The following is an 18,575-nucleotide window of genomic DNA, read 5'->3' as shown; positions in this document are numbered from 1 at the left end:
GCAGCCGCGCCCCTCGCAACCCGCGCCCGCACGGCGCGGGTTTTTCGTGCCGCCTTCCGGCGCGGCGCCGGAAAAGAAACAACCCGCGCTGCACCGCGCGGGTTGTGTTTGCAGTCTGGGCTATGGCCCCAGGTTCACTCCCGCCAGAGCTGGAGCGAACGAAGGTAGTTGCCGCGTTCGTAGGCCTCGGGGTCCGGGCAATTGCGCAGGCTGAGCGCGCCGCGCATTTCGGAGACGGAGGTGTATTCGAACTTGTCCATCCAGAGCTTCAGTTCCGTGAGGATGTTGCCGAGCGTGTCCGGTCCGTCGCGCAGGAGCGCGGCGACGACTTGGACCGCATCAGCGCCCGCGAGGAGCGCCTTCACGACCTCGGCGGCGCTGTGCACGCCGCCGGAGCACGCGAGGCTCAGCTTCACCTGATCGCGGAGCAGCGCGAGCGCGCGGAGACGCAGGCGCAGATCCTCGGGCGAGGAGAGGCCGAGTCGCGGCACGACGTCGAAGGTCTCGATGTCGATCTCGGGCTGGAAGATCCGGTTGAACAATACGACGCCGTTCACGCCGACCGCCTCGAGCTCGGCCACGAGGTGGACGGGCGAGGTGAAGAACGGCGAGAGCTTCATCGCGATCGGAACCTGCACGTTGGCGCGAACGGTGCGGGCGATCTCGAGCACCCGGTCTTCGATTTCGGCGGAGGATTCGTCGCGCCGAGTGGCGAAGAAGTAGGTGTTGAGTTCGATCGCGTCGGCACCGGCCTTCTCCATCAGCCGCGCGTAGTCCGTCCAGGAACCGAGATGCGTGCCGTTGAGCGACGCGATGACGGGCAGGTTGGTGGCAGCCTTGATGGCGGTGAGGCGGTCGAGGTATTCGTCCGGCCCGAGCAGGTAGTCCTGCCCTTGCGGGAAGAACGACGTCGCTTCGGCGAAGTTGTCCTGCCAGCGCTCGATGTGGCGCGAGACGGCGACGGCGTTGCCCTCGATCTGTTCGGCGAACAGCGAGTGCATCACGATCGCGGACGCGCCGGCATCCTCGAGCTTGCGGATGTTGTCCAGACGCATCGCGAGGGGCGATGCGCCGGGCATCAGAGGGCTCTTGAGCTCGAGGCCGAGATACTTGGTCGTGAGGTTCATTTGGGGTGGGGCGGCGTTGCTCAGTTGTTCGGTTTGACCTCAGTCGCGGGCGCGGCCGGAGCGGCGGGCTTCGGGGCGGCGGCGTTGGCGGCCATTTGCTGGTAGCTGGCGACGCGCTTATCGACGGCCTTCTGGGCCTGTTCGGCGAGGGCGGCGGCGCGCTCCGGATTGGCCTTGAAGAGCACCTGGTAACGCAGCTCGCCCTTCGTGTAGGCGCTGAGCGGCTGCTTCGGCGCGGCGGAGTCCATGATGTCGACCGGGAGGTTCTTCGCGGCGCGCTCCGGATCGTGACGGAACAGCGGCCAGTAACCGGTATCGACCGCGAGTTTCTGTTGGTCGAGGCCGGCGGAGAGGCCGTAGCCGTGCGCGATGCAGTGCGAGTAGGCGATGATGAGCGACGGGCCGGGGTGCTTTTCGGCCTCGATGAAGGCCTGCACCGTCTGGCTGTCCTTGGCCCCGAGGGCGACGCGGGCGACGTAGACGTGGCCGTAATGTGCGGCCATTTGCGCGAGGTCCTTCTTGTCGGTGTCCTTGCCGGCAGCGGAGAATTTCGCGACCGCGCCGAGCGGCGTGGACTTCGACTTCTGACCGCCGGTGTTGGAGTAGACCTCGGTGTCGAGGACGAGGATGTTGACCTTGCGACCGCTCGCGAGGACGTGGTCGAGGCCGCCGAAGCCGATGTCGTAGGCCCAGCCGTCGCCGCCGATGATCCACACGGACTTCTTCACGAGGTAGTCCGCGAGTTCGAGCAGGCGCTTGGCGCGCTCGTCGGAGGCCAGAGCGGGAAGGAGCTTCTTCAGCGCGGCGACGTGGCCGCGCGCGGTGGCGATGCCGGCGTCGGTGAGCTGGTCGGCGCCGGTGATGCCGGCGACGATGTCGGCGGGCAGTTGCGGCGCGAGTTCCTTGAGGAGCTGCTGCGACTGGACGGCGAGTTGGTCGACGCCTGCGCGGATGCCGAGGCCGTATTCGGCGTTGTCCTCGAAGAGCGAGTTGGACCAGGCCGGGCCGCGACCGTCACGATTGGTCGTGTAGGGCGTGGTCGGCAGGTTACCGCCGTAGATCGAGGAGCAGCCGGTGGCGTTGGCGACGAGCAGGCGATCTCCGTAGAGCTGCGTGAGCAGCTTCAGGTAGGGCGTCTCGCCGCAGCCGGTGCAGGCGCCGGAGAACTCGATGAGCGGCTCGCGGAATTGCGTGCCCTTGACGGTGTCCTCGAGCAGCGCGGCCGGGGCCGGCGGGAGCTTGAGGAAGAAGTCGAAGTTTTCGCGCTCCTTGGCCAGCAGCGGCTCGATCGGGGCCATCATGAGCGCCTTGCGCTTGAGGTCGGTCTTGTCCTTCGCGGGGCAGACCTTGTGGCAGAGCGTGCAACCGGTGCAGTCCTCGGGCGCGACTTGGATCGTGTAGAGGTGGCCGGGGGCCGCGGTGCTCTTGAGCTTGGTGCTCTTGAACGAGTCGGGCGCCTTCGCGTTGATCGGCTCGGGGAAGGCGGCGCAGCGGATCGCGGCGTGCGGGCAAACCATCACGCACTTGTTGCACTGGATGCAGAGCGACGGATCCCAGAGCGGGATTTCGAGCGCGATGTTGCGCTTTTCCCACTTCGTGGTGGCGGTCGGCCAGGTGCCGTCGACCGGGAACGCGCTGACGGGCAGCTCGTCGCCGCGGTTGGCGAGCATCATCGAAGTGACGCGTTGGACGAACTCCGGCGCGGACTTCGCGACGACCGGCGGGCGCGAGAAGCGCGCGGTGACGGCGGTCGGAACGGTGATCTCGTGCATGGCCGCGAGCGCGGCGTCGACGGCGGCGTTGTTCTTCGCCACGACGGCGTCGCCCTTCTTGCCGTAGGTTTTCTTGATCGCGTATTTGATGGCGGCGATCGCCTCGTCGCGGGGGAGAACACCCGACAGCGCGAAGAAGCACGTCTGCATGATCGTGTTGATCTGGCCGCCCATGCCGGCGGCGCGGGCGACAGTGTAGGCGTCGATCGAGTAGACTTTCAGTTTCAGCTCAATGATGCGGGCCTGCACTTCGCTCGGGAGGCGGTCCCAGACTTTTTCCGGCGGCGTGGCGACGTTGAGGAGCAGCGTCGCGCCCGGGCGGGCCTGCGCGAGGACTTCCATGCGCTCGACGAAGGGGAAGTGGTGCACCGCGACGAAGTCGGCGTTGGCGATGAGATACGGCGCGCGGATCGGCTTCGGGCCGAAGCGCAGGTGCGAGATGGTCATCGCGCCGGACTTCTTGGAGTCGTAGACGAAGAAGCCTTGGGCGAAGAGGTCGGTGCCTTCGCCGATGATCTTGATCGAGTTCTTGTTCGCGCCGACGGTGCCGTCCGCGCCGAGGCCGAAGAACATCGCGCGGCGCGTGTCGTCGGTTTCGAGGTCGAACTTCTCGTCGTAGGGGAGGGAGAGCTTCGTGACGTCGTCGTTGATGCCGACGGTGAAACGCTTCTTCGGCGCGGCATTGGTGAGGTCGTCGAACACGGCCTTGGCCATCGCGGGCGTGAATTCCTTCGAGCCGAGGCCGTAGCGGCCGCCGGTGAGCTCAACCTGGCCGACGCGATCGCTCTCGTAGAGCGCCGTGGCGATATCGAGGAAGATCGGCTCGCCGAGCGCGCCGGGTTCCTTGGTGCGGTCGAGGACGGCGATCTTGCGGACGGTCTTCGGCAGCGCGGCGAGCAGCGCCTTGGCGTCGAGCGGACGATAGAGGCGAATCTTGAGCACGCCGGTCTTCTCGCCCTTGGCGTTCAGCCACGCGGAAGTCTCGGAGACGGTCTCGGCGCCGGAGCCCATGACGACGACGACGCGGTCGGCGTCCGGTGCGCCCTCGTAGTCGAACAGCTTGTAGGCGCGGCCCGTGCGGACGGCGAACGAATCGAACAGTTCCTGCACGACGCCCGGGACGGCGTCGTAGAAGCCGTTGGCGGCTTCGCGCGCCTGGAAGAACACGTCGGGATTCTGCGCGGTGCCGCGGATCGACGGATTGTCGGGCGTGAGCGCCTTCTTGCGGAACGACTCGATCGCGCCTTGCGGGAGCAGCGCGCGCAGGTCGTCGTCGGAGAGCAGGTTGATCTTCTGCACTTCGTGCGAGGTGCGGAAGCCGTCGAAATAGTGGATGAACGGCACGCGCGTGCGGAGCGTCGCGGCGTGGGCGATGGCGGAGAAGTCGAGCGCTTCCTGCACCGAGTTGGCGCAGAGCATCGCGCAGCCGGTCTGGCGGCACGCCATGACGTCGCCGTGGTCGCAGAAGATCGACAGCGCGTGCGTCGCGAGCGAGCGCGCGGTGACGTGCAGCACGAAAGGATGCAGCTCGCCCGCGATCTTGTAGAGATTCGGGATCATCAGCAGCAGGCCCTGCGAAGCGGTGAACGAGCTCGCCAGCGCGCCTGCGTTCAAAGCGCCGTGGAGCGCGCCGGCGGCGCCGCCCTCGGACTGCATTTCGATGACCTCGGGCACGTGGTTCCAGAGGTTCTTGCGGCCTTGGGCCGACCATTCATCGACCCATTCGCCCATCGGCGACGACGGCGTGATCGGATAGATGGCGAAAAGTTCGCTGAGGCGATAGGCGACGGTGGCGACGGCCTCGTTGGCGTCCAAGGTCGCGGTTTGCGGAACAGGGCGTGAGATCATGGTGGAAAGCTGCGGCTCGGCCGCGCCTCAGTTGTATCCGCTCCGGTGCGCGCTCTCTCCGCGTCCCTTGCGCATTCGTGCGCACTGTCTTCGCGGGTGCGCGCGCAGCGTATTTTCGCTGCGTAAAACGCTGCCGGCCAGCGGACCCGCCGAACCGGGCTGGCCCGGAAGTTCGGGCGCTTGTTTGACCAATTTCCCCTTGCCAACGCGGGCGCGGCTCTCTGTTTTCGTCCGCTCTCGTCATGCAAAAGACCAAAAAGTCCGTCGCCAAGCGCTTCAAGCTGTCCGCCAAGGGCAAGCTGATCCGCCGCACGCCCGGCTTCCGTCACCTGCTGGCCGCGAAGAGCACGAAGTCCAAACGCCGTGCTTCCCGCGACAAGCTTGTGGCCGCCGGCCATGCGGAGCCGCTCAAGCGCTGCCTCCCGTTCGGCCTCTAAACTAAGCCGCAACGAAAACCACAACTTCGCCAGGCGGGTGAACGTCTAACGAACCGACCCGCCGGCGACCAAAACCAAAACTAAACATGGCTCGTGTCACCAACTCCCCCGCGTCGCGCAAGCGCCGCAAGAAAGTGCTGAAATACGCCAAGGGCTATTTCGGCAACAAATCGAAGCTGTTCCGCTACGCCAAGGAAGCGGTCCAGCACGCTTGGCAATACGCCTACGCTGACCGCAAGAAGAAGAAGGCCAACATGCGCGGCCTTTGGATCGTGCGTCTCAACGCGGCGTGCCGCGAAGCCGGCATCAGCTACAGCCGCTTCATCGAAGGTCTCAAGGCCGCCGGCATCCTCCTCGATCGCCGCCAGCTCTCCGAGATCGCGATCGCCGACGCCGTCGCCTTTAAGAGCCTGGTCGTTAAAGCCCAGGACGCGTTGAAGGCAAAGGCCGCCAAGGCCTGAGCAAGCAAGGGTAGGGCGAGTCGTCCCCGACGAGCCGCCCCACCACCAACGCGAGCCGGCTAGAGGCTCGCCTTCGGTTTCACAAACCACTTCCCTGAAGGACGGGCTGCCCAAAGCGCCCGTCTTTTTTATTTCCCGGCTCCAATCGTTCTCATTCTCCTACTCGTTCCTCGTTCTCCGAGGATTCGAGAACGAGAAAGAGAACGAAGAACGAGAACGATTTTCCCGATGCAAGACACCCTGAACGCCCTCCTCGCCAAGGCGCCCGCGGAACTCGCGGCGCTGAAGTCGCGCGCCGAATTCGAGGCCGCGAAGGCCCGCTACGTCGGCCCCAACGGCGAGTTCACCGCCTTGATGAAGCAGCTCGGCACCGTGCCGAAGGAGCAGCGCCCCGTCATGGGCAAGCTCATCAACGAGGCCAAAGGCCAGCTGCAAGCCCAGCTCGACGCCACGCTCGCGCGCATCGCCGACGCCGAGATCGCCGCGCAACTCGGGCCCGCCGTCGATCCGACGCTCCCGTCGCCCGACGCCGGCCCCGGCACTTACCACCCGCTCACGCAGGTGCGCGAAGAGATGTGCCGCATCATGCGCAAGGCCGGCTTCACGGTCGTCGAAGGCCCCGAGGTCGAGACGGAGTATTACTGCTTCGATGCGCTCAACACCGCGCCCGATCACCCGGCCCGCGATGCGCAGGACACCTTCTATTTCCCCGAGGCCGCGCGCTTCGGCAACGTCTCGCGCAAAGTCGACGGCGAGAAATACCTCCTCCGCACGCACACCTCGTCGGTGCAAATCCGCACCATGCTCAAGGGCCAGCCGCCCATCCGCGTGATCTCGCCCGGCCGCGTCTACCGCCGCGACACCACCGACGCCACGCACAGCGCCAATTTCCACCAGCTCGAGGGCCTCTACGTCGACAAGAACGTCACCGTCCGCGACCTGAAGGCGATGCTCGACTACATCTTCGCCTCGCTGCTCGGCAAAGGCACGACGACGCGCTTCCGTCCGCACTACTTCAGCTACACCGAGCCGTCCTTCGAGGTCGACCTCTCCGCCAAGCACCTCCCGAAGGTGAACAAGGAATGGATCGAGATCGGCGGCTGCGGCATGGTTGATCCCGCCGTGTTCGAAGCGGTCGGCTACGACCCCAACGTCTGGAGCGGCTACGCTTTCGGCATGGGCCTCGAGCGCCTCGCGATGCTGGTCTACGGCATCGATGACATCCGTTACTTCTACCAGAACGACGTCCGCTTCCTGAAACAATTTGCCTGAGAATTAACCACGAAGGACACGAAGCACACGAAGGCGATACTTCGTGCTCTTCGTGAGCTTCGTGGTGAATCACGACGATGAAAATTTCCCTCAACTGGCTCAAACAATACGTGAACCTCGACGGCGTCACCGTCGACGAGCTCAAGCGCGCGATCACCTTCGTCGGCTTCGAAGTCGAAGGCGTGGCCACGGCCGGCTTGCAGCCGCTGCAGCACGTCGTTGTCGGCGAGATCAAGACGCGCGAGAAGATTCCCAACCTCAAAAAGGAAATCTCACTCTGCACCGTCGATGTCGGCGCCGAAAACGGCGGCATCCGCCAGATCGTGTGCGGCGCGCCGAATTGCGACGCGGGCAACCGTGTCCCGGTTGCGCTCCCGGGCGCCGTGCTGCCCGGCGGCTTCGCCATCGCGCTGCGCAAGACCTACGGCCACGAGTCGCAAGGCATGATGTGCGCCGCCGACGAACTCGGCCTCGGCGACGACCACGCCGGCTTGCTCCTCCTCGATCCGGCCACGCCGATCGGCACGCCGATCAACGCCGTGCTGCCTCCGGGCGACACCGTGTTCGACATCGAGATCACGCCGAACCGCCCCGACGCCCTCAGCCACATCGGCATCGCGCGCGAGATCGCCGCTTGGTTTCGCAAAGATCTCTGCTTCCCGCAGGTCAAATTCCGCAACGAGACGCACGGCTTCCGCGGCGACATCCTCAGCGACATCCGCGTCGAGGCGCCCGAAGATTGCCCGCTCTACGTCGGCATCGCCATCGCCGGCGTGAAGGTCGGCCCGAGCCCCGCGTGGATGCAGGAGCGCCTGAAGGCCGTCGGCCTGCGCCCGATCAACAACCTCGTCGACGTCGGCAACTACGTGATGCTCGAACTCGGCCAGCCGTTGCACGTGTTCGACGCCAAGAAGATCGCCGGTCGCAAGATCGTCATCCGCCGCGCAGTCGACGGCGAGAAACTCACCACGCTCGACGGCAAGGAGCGCGCGCTGAACAGCCGCATGCTCGTCATCGCCGACGAGAAGAATCCGATGGTCGTCGCCGGCATCATGGGCGGTGCCAACGCCGAAGTCGACGCGACCACGACCGACGTCGTGCTCGAAGCCGCTTACTTCCGCCCGCAGTCGATCCGCTGGACTTCCAAGCGACTCGGCCTCGCGTCCGATTCTTCGTATCGCTTCGAGCGCGGCGTCGATCCGCACAGCACGCTCGAGGCGGCCGGCCGCGCCGTCGATTTGCTCCTCGAAACCGCCGGCGGCACCGTCGTCGGTCCGTCGTTCAAGATCGGCGGCGAGCAACCGTGGTCGCGCGAGATCAAAGTCACGCCGGCCTACATCCGTGCGCGCCTCGGCTTCGACATTCCCGATGCGGAGATTCGCACCGCGCTCACCGCGCTCAATCTCGCCATCGTCGGCGAGAGCCAGTTCGCGGACGGCACGCCCGAGTGGACCGTCGATGTTCCCAGCTACCGCGGTGATCTCGATCGCCCGATCGATCTCGTCGAGGAAGTGCTGCGCATCTACGGCACCGAGAAGGTTCCGCCCGCGCCCGCCGTCGGCCCCGCGCTGCCGGAAGCGGAGGACGACCCGGTCGCCGTCTTCAACGGCAAGGTCACCGACTACCTCGTCGGCCAGCATTTCCACGAGTGCGTGAACTACACGCTGCGCTCCGCGAAGGAGCTCAAGACTTGGGTCTCCGACGCCGCCGCGCAGGAACTCGCGCTCTCGAATCCGTTCGTCGAGGACCAGTCGAGCCTCCGCCCGACGCTCGTGCTCGGCCTGCTCGAATCGCTCAAGCTCAACCAATCCCGCGGCAACGCCGTCTCGCGCCTCTGCGAAACCGGCCGTGTGTTCGTCGAGATGAACGGCACCGTGCACGAGTGCGTCGGCGTCGGCTTCGTCATCGCGCACAACCCGAAGGACCGCGCGTGGCTCGCGCGCCCTGAGCCGGATTTCTTCCAAGTGAAACGCTACATGGAAGCGCTGCTCGCGCAGGCTGGGCTGAACCTGAACTCGCAACCGCTCGTGCCGGTCACCGGCGCGTTCTGGGGCTGGCAGGAAGGCCACGCGGCCGCTGCCGGCGAGATGAAGGGCGGCTGGGCCGCGCGCTTCGGCCTGCTCAACCTCGCCATGGTCCGCGCCGCCGGCGTCGAAGGCAAGGTGTGGGCGGGCATGTTCGCGATCTTGCCGGAGAGACTCACGGCGGAGAGCGGCCACCGTCGCTTCCAGAACTTCAGTCTGTTCCCCGCTGCGCTGCGCGACATCGCGCTCGTGGTCGACGGCGCGCGCCACGCCGAGGAGGTGCGCCAGCAGCTCCTGACGGTCGCGCGTGCGGCCGCGACGAAATTCGCGGTCGAGAGCGTGAGCGTGTTCGACGTCTACCAAGGCGCCGGATTGCCCGAAGGGAAGAAGAGCGTCGCGTTCTCGCTTTCGTTCCGTTCCGCCGAGCGCACGCTCACGGACGACGAGGTCAATGCGGCCTTCGCGGAGATCCAAAAGAAGATCACCGCCGACGGCACGATGACCGTGCGCGCGTGAAAGGTGGAGCGCGTTGACCCCAACGCGCTCCACCGCCGGGCGCTTGCGCCCGGCTTTTTTGTGCCCATGTTTCGGCGCATGAAATCCACGACTACCCCGGGAATGACGCGTCGCGATGCACTCAAAACCCTCGGCGCCGGCGTGGCGCTCGCCGGCCTAGGCGCGATGAGCGTGCGCGCGATTGCCGGCGAAACCGCCCCGGTCGCGAGCGACGCCGCGCTCGGCTGGGAATTACCCAAGCTGCCTTACGCTTATGCTGCGCTCGAGCCGCACATTGACGCGCGCACGATGGAGATTCACCACACGAAGCACCACCAGGCCTACATCACGAATGCGAAGAAGCTCCTCGAGTCGCATCCTGAACTCCTCGCGAAAGGCCCCGAAGCGCTCGTGCGCGATCTCGCCAGCGTGCCCGAAGCGATCCGCACCGGCGTCCGCAACAACGCCGGCGGTCACGTGAATCATGCGTTTTTCTGGAATCAACTCGCGCCTGCCGGCTCGTCCGCGCTTGGCGAGAAGCTCGCCGCGGCCATCGCGCGCGATCTCGGCTCGCTCGACGAATTCAAGAAGCAGTTCACCGACGCCGCCATGAAGCGCTTTGGCAGCGGCTGGGCGTGGCTCAGTGTGAAGGGCGGCAAGCTCGTCGTGCATTCGACGGCGAACCAGGATTCGCCGCTCAGCGAAGGCCTCACGCCCGTGCTCGGCCTCGATGTTTGGGAGCACGCATACTATCTCCATTACCAGAATCTTCGCGGCGACTACGTGAAAGCGTATTGGAACGTCGTGAACTGGGCGCAGGCCGAAGCTAACTACGCGGCTGCGGTTCACAGCTGATCGCCGCGTGGACACCGTCGCGAAAAGCTTCGAAAAAACCGGGCTGTCGTCCGCGCGCCGTCACTTGTTTCTCTGTCGCGGCCCGGAGTGTTGCGCGCTCGAGGACGGCGAGCGGACGTGGCAGCACCTCAAGGCCGAGGTGAAGGCTCACGATTTGCCCGTGATGCGAACGAAGGCCGACTGCCTGCGTGTGTGCGCCGAGGGCCCGTGGCTCGTGGTGTATCCGGAAGGGGTGTGGTATTCGCACGTGACGCCGGAGCGATTCGACCGCATCCGCCGCGAGCATTTGCAAGGCGGCGTGCCCGTCGCCGAGTGGGTGAGGGCGACGCAGCCTTTGGGTGGAGTAGTTTGAGACCAGCGAGCTCCTCCGCGCGTTGCGCGACGCGCGCTAGTTGTTCGCAATGCCGTCGTCGGGCAGGGGGCCTTGCAGTTGGCGGCGCAGGCGTTGCTGCTCGATATCGAGTTTCAGCTGCGCGGCGAAGAGTTTCAGTCGCTGGCGCGTGTCGAGTTCCTCGAGCAGGCGCTGCTTCACGGTCGTATCGTCGCAGAGATTGAACACCGCCACATCGGCGAACGTGTCGAAATCTTCAATTCCCTCGAGGAACTGCGTTATGCCTTTCGGCCCCGGCGCGCCGAGCCGGCGGCGGAGGTTGAGCAAGCGCAGCACTTCGAGCCGCATGATTTCGAGTTGCGTATGATTGCCGCCGCGCACGCTCGCGAGCGGTTGCACGGCGATCATACGATACGGGATTTCCCGGAGGATCTCGCGGATCTCGACCCGGCAGACGCCTTGCAAGAGCAGGTTGGACGTGCCGTCGTCGGCTTCCTGGCACGCGCGGACGATGCCGACGGAAGCGATGCGATGAGGTGGTTCGATGGCGTCGGGTTCGTCGGATCGCGCGGCGTCCAGATGCGCGACGGCGAAAAGGCGGTTGGTCGCGAGCACGTCGCGGAGCATGGCGCGGTAGCGCGATTCGAAAATGTGGAGAGGCAGGAGCGACTGCGGAAAAAAGACCGTGTTCGGCAGCGTCATCACCGGCACGGCGTCGGGCATTTCAATCGTCTCCATGCGGGCAACTTAGGCCGTCAGACGCGGAAAACAAACGCGACCTTTGGCACACTGTGACAAAGCACTGCGGCGCACTGTGTGTCACAGTGGCTCAAGGAGGCGGGGAATCATCTGGAAGTGTGCGATCGAATGTATCGTAAGATATTGTTGTTCAATATCTGGTGAGTTGGTGGTGCGTTGGGCACGCCCTTTGCAAAGAGGGGCGCATCATGAGCAGAATTCTAGGCATCGATTTGGGCACAACGAACTCGTGCATGGCCGTCATGGAGGGTGGCGAGCCGGTGGTTATCCCGAACGCCGAGGGTGCCCGCACCACGCCTTCGATCGTCGCTTTCACCAAGACCGGCGAGCGCATCGTCGGCCAAGCCGCCAAGCGTCAAGCGGTGACGAACCCGAGGAACACGATCTTCTCCGCGAAGCGCCTCATCGGCCGCAAATTCACGGAAGTCTCCGAGGAAGCGAAGAACCTCCCCTACAAGGTCGTCGCCGGCAAAAACGGCGACGCTTACATCGAGGTGCAGGCCGGCGACAAGACCGAGACCTTCGCGCCGCAACAGATCGCTGCGTTCGTGCTCGGCAAGCTGAAGGCCGACGCCGAGGCCTATCTCGGCGAGAAGGTCACGCAGGCCGTCATCACGGTTCCCGCCTACTTCAACGACGCGCAGCGCCAAGCCACCAAGGACGCCGGCAAGATCGCCGGCCTCGAAGTGCTCCGCATCATCAACGAGCCGACCGCGGCCTCGCTCGCCTACGGCCTCGACAAAAAGAAGGACGAGAAGATCGCGGTGTTCGACCTCGGCGGCGGCACGTTCGACGTGTCGATCCTCGAGATCGGCGACGGCGTTTTCGAGGTGAAGGCCACCAACGGCGACACGCACCTCGGCGGCGACAACTGGGACGACGCGATCATCACGTGGCTCGTCGAGAGCTTTAAGAAGGAAAACGGCATCGACCTCCGCAAGGACGCCATGGCGCTCCAGCGCCTCAAGGAAGAAGCCGAGAAGGCGAAGATCGCCCTCTCGTCCGCCACGACCTACGACATCAACCTGCCGTTCATCACCGCCGACGCCTCGGGCCCTAAGCACCTCAATCTCCAGATCACGCGCGCCCAGATGGAGCGCATCTGCGAATCGCTTTTCGATCGCTGCCTCCAGCCGTTTAAGAACTGCATCAAGGACGCCGGCGTCTCCACCGACAAGATCGACGAACTCGTGCTCGTCGGCGGCATGACCCGCATGCCGAAGGTCGTCGACATCGCGAAGCAACTCGCCGGCAAGCAGCCGCACCAAGGCGTCAACCCCGACGAAGTCGTCGCGGTCGGCGCGGCCATCCAAGGCGGCGTGCTCAAGGGCGAAGTCCGCGACGTGCTCCTCCTCGACGTCACGCCGCTCACGCTCGGCATCATGACCGCGGGCGACGTTTCCACGCCGATGATCCCGCGCAACACCACGATCCCGACGAAGAAGGCGCAGGTGTTCTCCACTTACTCGGACAACCAGCCCGGCGTCGAAATCGTCGTCCTCCAAGGCGAGCGCCCGATGGCCCGCGACAACAAGACCCTCGGCACCTTCAAGCTCGACGGCATCCCGCCCGCTCCGCGTGGCACGCCGCAGATCGAAGTCACCTTCGACATCGACGCCAACGGCATCCTCCACGTCACCGCCAAGGACCTCGGCACCGGCAAGGACCAGAAGATCACCATCCAAGGCTCCTCCGGTCTTTCGAAGGAAGAGGTCGAGAAGATGACCCGCGAAGCCGAAGCCAACGCCGCCGAAGACGCCAAGCGCAAGGAGGCCGTCGAGACCAAGAACCAACTCGACACGACCATCTACCAACTCGAGAAAACCCTGAAGGACGCGGGTGATAAGATCCCCGCGGAGATTAAGGGCAAGTTCGAGACCGCCATCGCCGACGCCAAGAAGGACCTCGAGTCCGCTGATGTCGCGCGCATGAAGTCCGCGCTGGAAAACCTCCAGAAGATCGGCGCCGAACTCTACCAGCAGGCCCAGGCCGCCGGCGCTGCCGCCGGTGCGCAGCCGAACGCGGGCGCCGAGTCTGCCACGGGCGCTTCCGCTTCCGAGCCGAAGAAGGCCAAGAAAGCCGACGGCAAGGTCGTCGACGCCGATGTCGAGATCGTCGACGAAGACAAGAAGTAACCTGACACCACCAGCGAACCCGTGCCGCGCTTGCGTCCGGGTTCGCCTCATTTTCCCCAAACCAACCTCCAACCAAAAACCACTAAACCAACATGGCTAAAGTGAACATCAAACCCATCGGTGATCGCGTGCTTGTGCAGCACATCGAGGAAAAAGAGCAGGTCCGCGGTGGCATCATCATCCCGGATTCCGCCAAGGAAAAGCCGCAGGAGGCCAAGGTCATCGCCCTCGGCACCGGCAAGAAGGACGAGAACGGCAAGGTCACTCCCTTCGAAGTGAAGGTTGGCGACCGCGTGCTCATCTCCAAATATGGCGGCACCGAGGTGAAGATCGAAGACCAGAAATACACGCTGGTCCGCGAGGACGACATCCTCGGCGTCATCGGCTGAGCCGAAACCGCCCTCAACTCTCAACCCTCAACTCTCAACTAGTTTAATCAAATGGCAGCCAAACAACTCCTGTTCGACGAGGCAGCTCGTCAGAAGGTTCTCCGCGGTGTCGAGCTCCTCTCGAAGGCCGTTAAAGTCACCCTCGGGCCCAAGGGCCGCAATGTCGTCATCGACAAGAAATTCGGTTCCCCGACCGTCACCAAGGACGGCGTCACCGTCGCGAAGGAAGTCGAGCTTCCCGATCCCTACGAGAACATGGGCGCGCAGATGGTGAAGGAAGTCGCCTCCAAGACCTCCGACGCCGCTGGCGACGGCACCACCACCGCCACCGTCCTCGCCGAAGGCATCTACCGCGAAGGCCTCAAGAACGTCACCGCCGGCGCCAACCCGGTTTACCTAAAGCGCGGCATCGACAAGGCCGTCGAGGCCGCCGTCGCCGAGCTCGCCAAGATCTCCAAGAAGGTCAACGACCGCGAAGAGATCCGCCAGGTCGCCACCGTCTCCGCCAACTGGGACGACACCATCGGCAACATCATCGCCGACGCCATGGACAAGGTCGGCAAGGACGGCACCATCACCGTCGAAGAGGCCAAGTCCATCGAGACCACCCTCGACGTCGTCGAAGGCATGCAGTTCGACAAGGGCTACCTCTCGCCCTATTTCGCCACCAACATGGAGGCCCAGGAAGCCGTGCTCGAGGACGCCTACGTGCTCATCCACGAGAAGAAGATCTCCAATCTCCAGGAGTTCCTCCCGCTGCTCCAGTCGGTTGCCAAGACCGGCAAGCCGCTTCTCGTCATCGCTGAGGAAGTCGAAGGCGAAGCCCTCGCCGCCCTCGTCGTGAACAAGATTCGCGGCACCATCAACGTGTGCGCCGTCAAGGCCCCTGGCTTCGGCGACCGCCGCAAGGCCATGCTCGAAGACATCGCCGTCCTCACCGGCGGCAAGTGCATCACCGACGACCTCGGCCTCAAGCTCGAGAACCTCAGCCTCGCCGACCTTGGCAAGGCCAAGCGCATCGTGGTCGACAAGGAGAACACCACCATCGTCGAAGGCGCGGGCAAGGGCTCCGAGATCCAAGGCCGCGTGAAGCAAATCCGCCGCCAGATCGAAGAAACCACCTCCGACTACGATCGTGAGAAGCTCCAAGAGCGCCTCGCGAAGCTCGCCGGTGGCGTTGCCGTCATCAATGTCGGCGCCGCGACCGAAGCCGAGATGAAGGAGAAGAAGGCCCGCGTCGAAGACGCCCTCCACGCCACGCGCGCCGCGGTTGAGGAAGGCATCGTCGCCGGCGGCGGCGTCGCTCTCCTCCGCACCGCGAAGGTCATCGAGAACCTGAAGCTCGAAGGCGACGAAGCCTTCGGCGCCCAGATCGTGCGTCGCGCCATCGAGCACCCGATCCGCATGCTCTGCACCAACGCCGGCGTCGACAGCGGCGTCGTCGTCAAGGAGGTCCTCGCGGGCAAGGGCAACTTCGGTTACAACGTCGCCACCGGCGAGTTCGAAGACCTCGTCAAGGCCGGCGTCGTCGACCCGACCAAGGTCACCCGCACCGCGCTGCAAAACGCCGCGTCGATCTCCGGTCTGCTCCTTACTACCGAGTGCATGATCACCGAGATCCCCGAGAAGGAGAAGGCCCCGGCCGCTCCTGGCGGCGGTGGCATGGGCGGCATGGACTACTAACCCACCTGCGCTCCTCGCGGAGCGACGGCGAGGCAAAGTCCTCCGACACTCAACTCCTCCTACTTCAAGGCGCGCTCTGCGGAGCGCGCCTTTTCTTTTGCTCCAGCCGCAGCGGGTCGGCGTAGAGCAGTCAAGCCCGCCGCTTCATCTAATCGGTGTGGTTTGGGCCGCTGACTGCTCCGGCGGAGCGGGTAGTTTCGCGCGCGATGCTCGCGGTTCGTAACCGGCGAGAAGCCCCCGCCCACCATGAAAATACCCTTCGCCCGATTCGTGCCTGTCGTTGCGTGCGCGCTTTGCCTCAGCCTCACCGCCTTCGTGCAAGGCTCGCAAAGCAACGATGCCGCCCGTCTCGAGCAGCTCCGGGCAGAGATCGCGCGCCACGACGAACTCTATTTCAAGAAGGCAGCGCCCATCATCACCGATGCCGAATACGATACCCTCAAGCGGGAGCTGCGTGAGTTGGAACAGCGCATTCAGCCAGCCACCTCGGACGACGGTGAAAACGCGCCGGAGGGCGTGGGCGACGATCGCTCCGGTGCGTTCGCTGCGGCGCGGCATGTGGTGCCCGTGCTCGGCTTGGAAAAGAGCCACAGCGACACGGATCTCAGGAAATTTCTCACGAAGATCGCGCGCACCTTGGGCGACGAGGAGGTGGTTTACATCGTGGAGCCGAAATACGACGGCCTCTCGATCAGTGTCACTTACGAGCAGGGTCGACTCGTGCGCGCCGTCACGCGGGGCAACGGTCGCGAGGGCGACGATGTCACCGGCAACCTGCTGGAATGCGCGGATGTTCCCCGCCAGCTGGCCGCGCTGCACGGCGAAGCGCCGGCTTTGGTCGAGTTGCGTGGCGAGGCATTCATGTCGCAGGCGGAGTTCGAGCGCCTGAATGCCGGACGTCGTGCGGCGGGCGACGAGCCCTTTGCGCATCCACGCAACGTCGCTGTGGGAACGTTGAAGTCCGCCGATGCGACCGAGCGAGCCGGGCGCAAGCTTCAGGTCGTGTTCTATGGCTGGGGCGCGTGGCTGCCGGCCGCGGGCGCGCCAGCTTCACAGCGTGATTTGCTGGCGCGACTGTCGAAGTGGGGCCTGCCGCGACCGGAGTGGGCGCGTGCTGCGGTGGGATTTGACGGTGCGTGGCGCGAGGTGAAGGTGATCGAGTTGGCGCGGCCGACGCTGGGTTTTCCGATCGATGGCGCAGTGGTGAAGGTGGATTCGGCGGCGCAACGCGAACGACTTGGCGATTCGAGCAGCACGCCGAATTGGGCCGTCGCGCATAAGTTCGAACCGGAGCGCGTTGAGACGAAGTTGCGTGCAATCACGCTGCAGATCGGTCGCACGGGCGTGCTCGCGCCGGTGGCGGAGGTGGAGCCGGTCAAGCTGGGCGGCGCGACGATTCGCCGCGTGTCGCTGCACAATCGGGACGAGATCGCGCGTCGCGATCTGAGGGTGGGGGATTGGGTCACCGTGGAGAAGGCGGGCGAGATCATTCCGGTCATCACCGCGGTCAACCTGAGTCGGCGCCCGGCTGGCACCGCGCCGTTCATTTTCCCGGCCGATTGTCCGTCCTGCCGCGCCGCGTTGGCGGCAGAAGCGGGGCAGGCGGCGGTGCGTTGCCCGAACCGCAATTGTCCCGCGCAGGTGCGGCGGCGTTTGGAGCATTTCGCGTCCGCCGAGTGCGCGAACTTGAGGGGCTTCGGTCCGGGAGTGATGGAGAAGCTCGTGGCAAACGACCTCGTGCGGGAGCCGGCGGATTTTTTCCGTTTGGAGCGACCGGCGTTGGAGAAGGTGGTCGGCGAGCGCACGGCGGCGAAATTGCTGGCGGCGGTGGCGGCGGCGAAGAGGCGGGACGCTTGGCGCCTCGTGCTGGGATCGGGCATCGCGGAGATCGGGCCGGCTGGGGCGAAGGCGATTGTGGGTCAGTTCCCGAGCGTTACCACGCTGGCGCGGGCCACTCGCGGCGATGTGCTCGATGGAGCGCGCTCACGCATACCCGGTTTGAGTGACGTCGCGGCGCAAGGGTTGGTGGCTTTCTTGGAAAATGAGCAGTGCCGAGGCTCTCTGGCCCGGTTGGGCGAGTCGCTGAGTGTCGATTGACTCCGTTGGCGCGACGGGAAGCCGAAGGGCTGGCGTTGGCCGGCACCCGCGTCCTTGCCAGCGTGCAACGGATGTCCTTCGCTCGGCCGCATGGAAGTGGTCTTTCTCGGCACGGGCACGTCACAGGGCGTGCCGATGATCGCGTGCGATTGTGCGGTCTGCACGTCTCCCGACCCGCGCAACCGGCGGACACGTTCCAGCATTCACGTCACGATGGGCGATCTGCATGTGCAGGTGGACGCCACGCCGGAATTTCGCCTCCAATGCGTCCGCGAAAACATCCGGCAACTCGACGTTTTCATCCTCACGCACGGCCACGCGGACCACATCACGGGCATGGACGACCTGCGCCGCTTCTGCGATTTGATCGGCGGTGAGGCGCTGACGGTTTACACGACGGACGAGGGCATGGCGCGCGTGCTGTCGATTTTCCCTTACGCAGTCGCGGAGCGGCCGGTTTCGAAGGGCTACGCTGCCTTTCGGCTCCTCGAGATGCCGCCGGCGCTGGAGTTTCCTCAGGGCACCATTCGCTCCACACTGCTACCGCACGGCGGTTTGAACACACTGGGTCTCATCTTCGAGGAGCGGGTGAGCGGCCGAAAATTCGTTTACTACAACGACTGCAAGCGTCTGCCGCGCGAAGCGGTCGCATTGGCCAAAGATGCCGACCTGGTCGTCCTCGACGGTCTTCGCCCGGCGCCGCACCCGACGCACATGAATATCGCTGAAGCGTGCGCGGCCGCGGCAGAGATCGGTGCGCCCATGACCTACCTGACCCATCTGACTCACGCGATCGATCATGGGCCTTTCGAGGCGACGCTGCCGACCGGGGTGCAGCTCGCCTACGACGGGCTCCGGTGGCGGCTTTAGGGTTTCGCCTGATGGCGTTA

The 18,575-nt window shown here is 65.1% G+C and carries 14 protein-coding genes; 11 read left to right on the top strand and 3 right to left on the bottom strand.

What is annotated here, in order from left to right; all coding sequences use genetic code 11:
• Positions 1–134: 134 nt before the first annotated feature.
• Together HZA32_18035 and nifJ are read right to left on the bottom strand one after the other, a co-directional pair.
• The gene (locus tag HZA32_18035) at positions 135–1,127 is read right to left on the bottom strand and encodes a dihydroorotate dehydrogenase-like protein (protein ID MBI5425982.1); all 993 of its coding nucleotides are present in this window, start codon (positions 1,125–1,127) and stop codon (positions 135–137) included.
• A 20-nt stretch (positions 1,128–1,147) separates the two neighbouring features.
• Entirely contained in the window at positions 1,148–4,747 is a 3,600-nt protein-coding gene (gene nifJ / locus HZA32_18030) for a pyruvate:ferredoxin (flavodoxin) oxidoreductase (protein ID MBI5425981.1), read from the bottom strand.
• Between the two features lie 242 nt (positions 4,748–4,989).
• Between nifJ and rpmI the strand changes: the two genes are divergently transcribed.
• The 6 genes from rpmI (at position 4,990) to HZA32_18000 (ending at position 10,643) form a co-directional block, all read left to right on the top strand.
• Positions 4,990–5,184, top strand: coding sequence for a 50S ribosomal protein L35 (gene rpmI, locus HZA32_18025; protein ID MBI5425980.1), 195 nt, complete (start codon positions 4,990–4,992; stop codon positions 5,182–5,184).
• Positions 5,185–5,270: 86 nt separating this feature from the next.
• Positions 5,271–5,645 carry a 50S ribosomal protein L20 gene (gene rplT, locus HZA32_18020; protein MBI5425979.1) on the top strand — a complete coding sequence of 125 codons (375 nt, stop codon included), beginning with the start codon at positions 5,271–5,273 and terminating at the stop codon, positions 5,643–5,645.
• Between the two features lie 228 nt (positions 5,646–5,873).
• Entirely contained in the window at positions 5,874–6,917 is a 1,044-nt protein-coding gene (gene pheS, locus HZA32_18015; protein ID MBI5425978.1) for a phenylalanine--tRNA ligase subunit alpha, read from the top strand.
• A 77-nt stretch (positions 6,918–6,994) separates the two neighbouring features.
• Positions 6,995–9,457, top strand: coding sequence for a phenylalanine--tRNA ligase subunit beta (locus HZA32_18010; GenBank protein ID MBI5425977.1), 2,463 nt, complete (start codon positions 6,995–6,997; stop codon positions 9,455–9,457).
• Between the two features lie 102 nt (positions 9,458–9,559).
• Complete coding sequence (locus HZA32_18005; GenBank protein ID MBI5425976.1) at positions 9,560–10,291, top strand: superoxide dismutase; 732 nt, start codon at positions 9,560–9,562, stop codon at positions 10,289–10,291.
• A gap of 7 nt (positions 10,292–10,298) precedes the next feature.
• On the top strand, positions 10,299–10,643 hold the full coding sequence (locus HZA32_18000) for a (2Fe-2S) ferredoxin domain-containing protein (GenBank protein MBI5425975.1): 345 nt from the start codon (positions 10,299–10,301) through the stop codon (positions 10,641–10,643).
• 36 nt (positions 10,644–10,679) lie between these two features.
• Here HZA32_18000 and HZA32_17995 read toward each other — a convergent pair whose 3' ends face one another.
• Positions 10,680–11,360: an LON peptidase substrate-binding domain-containing protein gene (locus HZA32_17995; GenBank protein ID MBI5425974.1), complete on the bottom strand. Its 681-nt coding sequence runs from the start codon at positions 11,358–11,360 to the stop codon at positions 10,680–10,682.
• 209 nt (positions 11,361–11,569) lie between these two features.
• Here HZA32_17995 and dnaK point away from each other — a divergent pair, with 209 nt between their 5' ends.
• The 5 genes from dnaK to HZA32_17970 all read left to right on the top strand — a co-directional run bounded on the left by dnaK (position 11,570) and on the right by HZA32_17970 (position 18,555).
• Complete coding sequence (dnaK, locus tag HZA32_17990) at positions 11,570–13,516, top strand: molecular chaperone DnaK (protein MBI5425973.1); 1,947 nt, start codon at positions 11,570–11,572, stop codon at positions 13,514–13,516.
• A 92-nt stretch (positions 13,517–13,608) separates the two neighbouring features.
• Entirely contained in the window at positions 13,609–13,905 is a 297-nt protein-coding gene (groES, locus tag HZA32_17985; GenBank protein ID MBI5425972.1) for a co-chaperone GroES, read from the top strand.
• A 51-nt stretch (positions 13,906–13,956) separates the two neighbouring features.
• Entirely contained in the window at positions 13,957–15,588 is a 1,632-nt protein-coding gene (gene groL, locus HZA32_17980) for a chaperonin GroEL (protein MBI5425971.1), read from the top strand.
• A gap of 246 nt (positions 15,589–15,834) precedes the next feature.
• Positions 15,835–17,685 (top strand): NAD-dependent DNA ligase LigA, encoded by a 1,851-nt coding sequence (ligA, locus tag HZA32_17975; GenBank protein ID MBI5425970.1) that lies wholly within the window; start codon positions 15,835–15,837, stop codon positions 17,683–17,685.
• 90 nt (positions 17,686–17,775) lie between these two features.
• Positions 17,776–18,555 (top strand): MBL fold metallo-hydrolase, encoded by a 780-nt coding sequence (locus HZA32_17970; GenBank protein MBI5425969.1) that lies wholly within the window; start codon positions 17,776–17,778, stop codon positions 18,553–18,555.
• Positions 18,556–18,575 lie beyond the last annotated feature (20 nt).

This window comes from Opitutia bacterium (assembly GCA_016217545.1).
Taxonomy (GTDB): domain Bacteria; phylum Verrucomicrobiota; class Verrucomicrobiia; order Opitutales; family Opitutaceae; genus Didemnitutus.
Note: the sequence above shows the minus strand (reverse complement) of the source record. Positions and strands in the feature narration are given on the sequence as shown.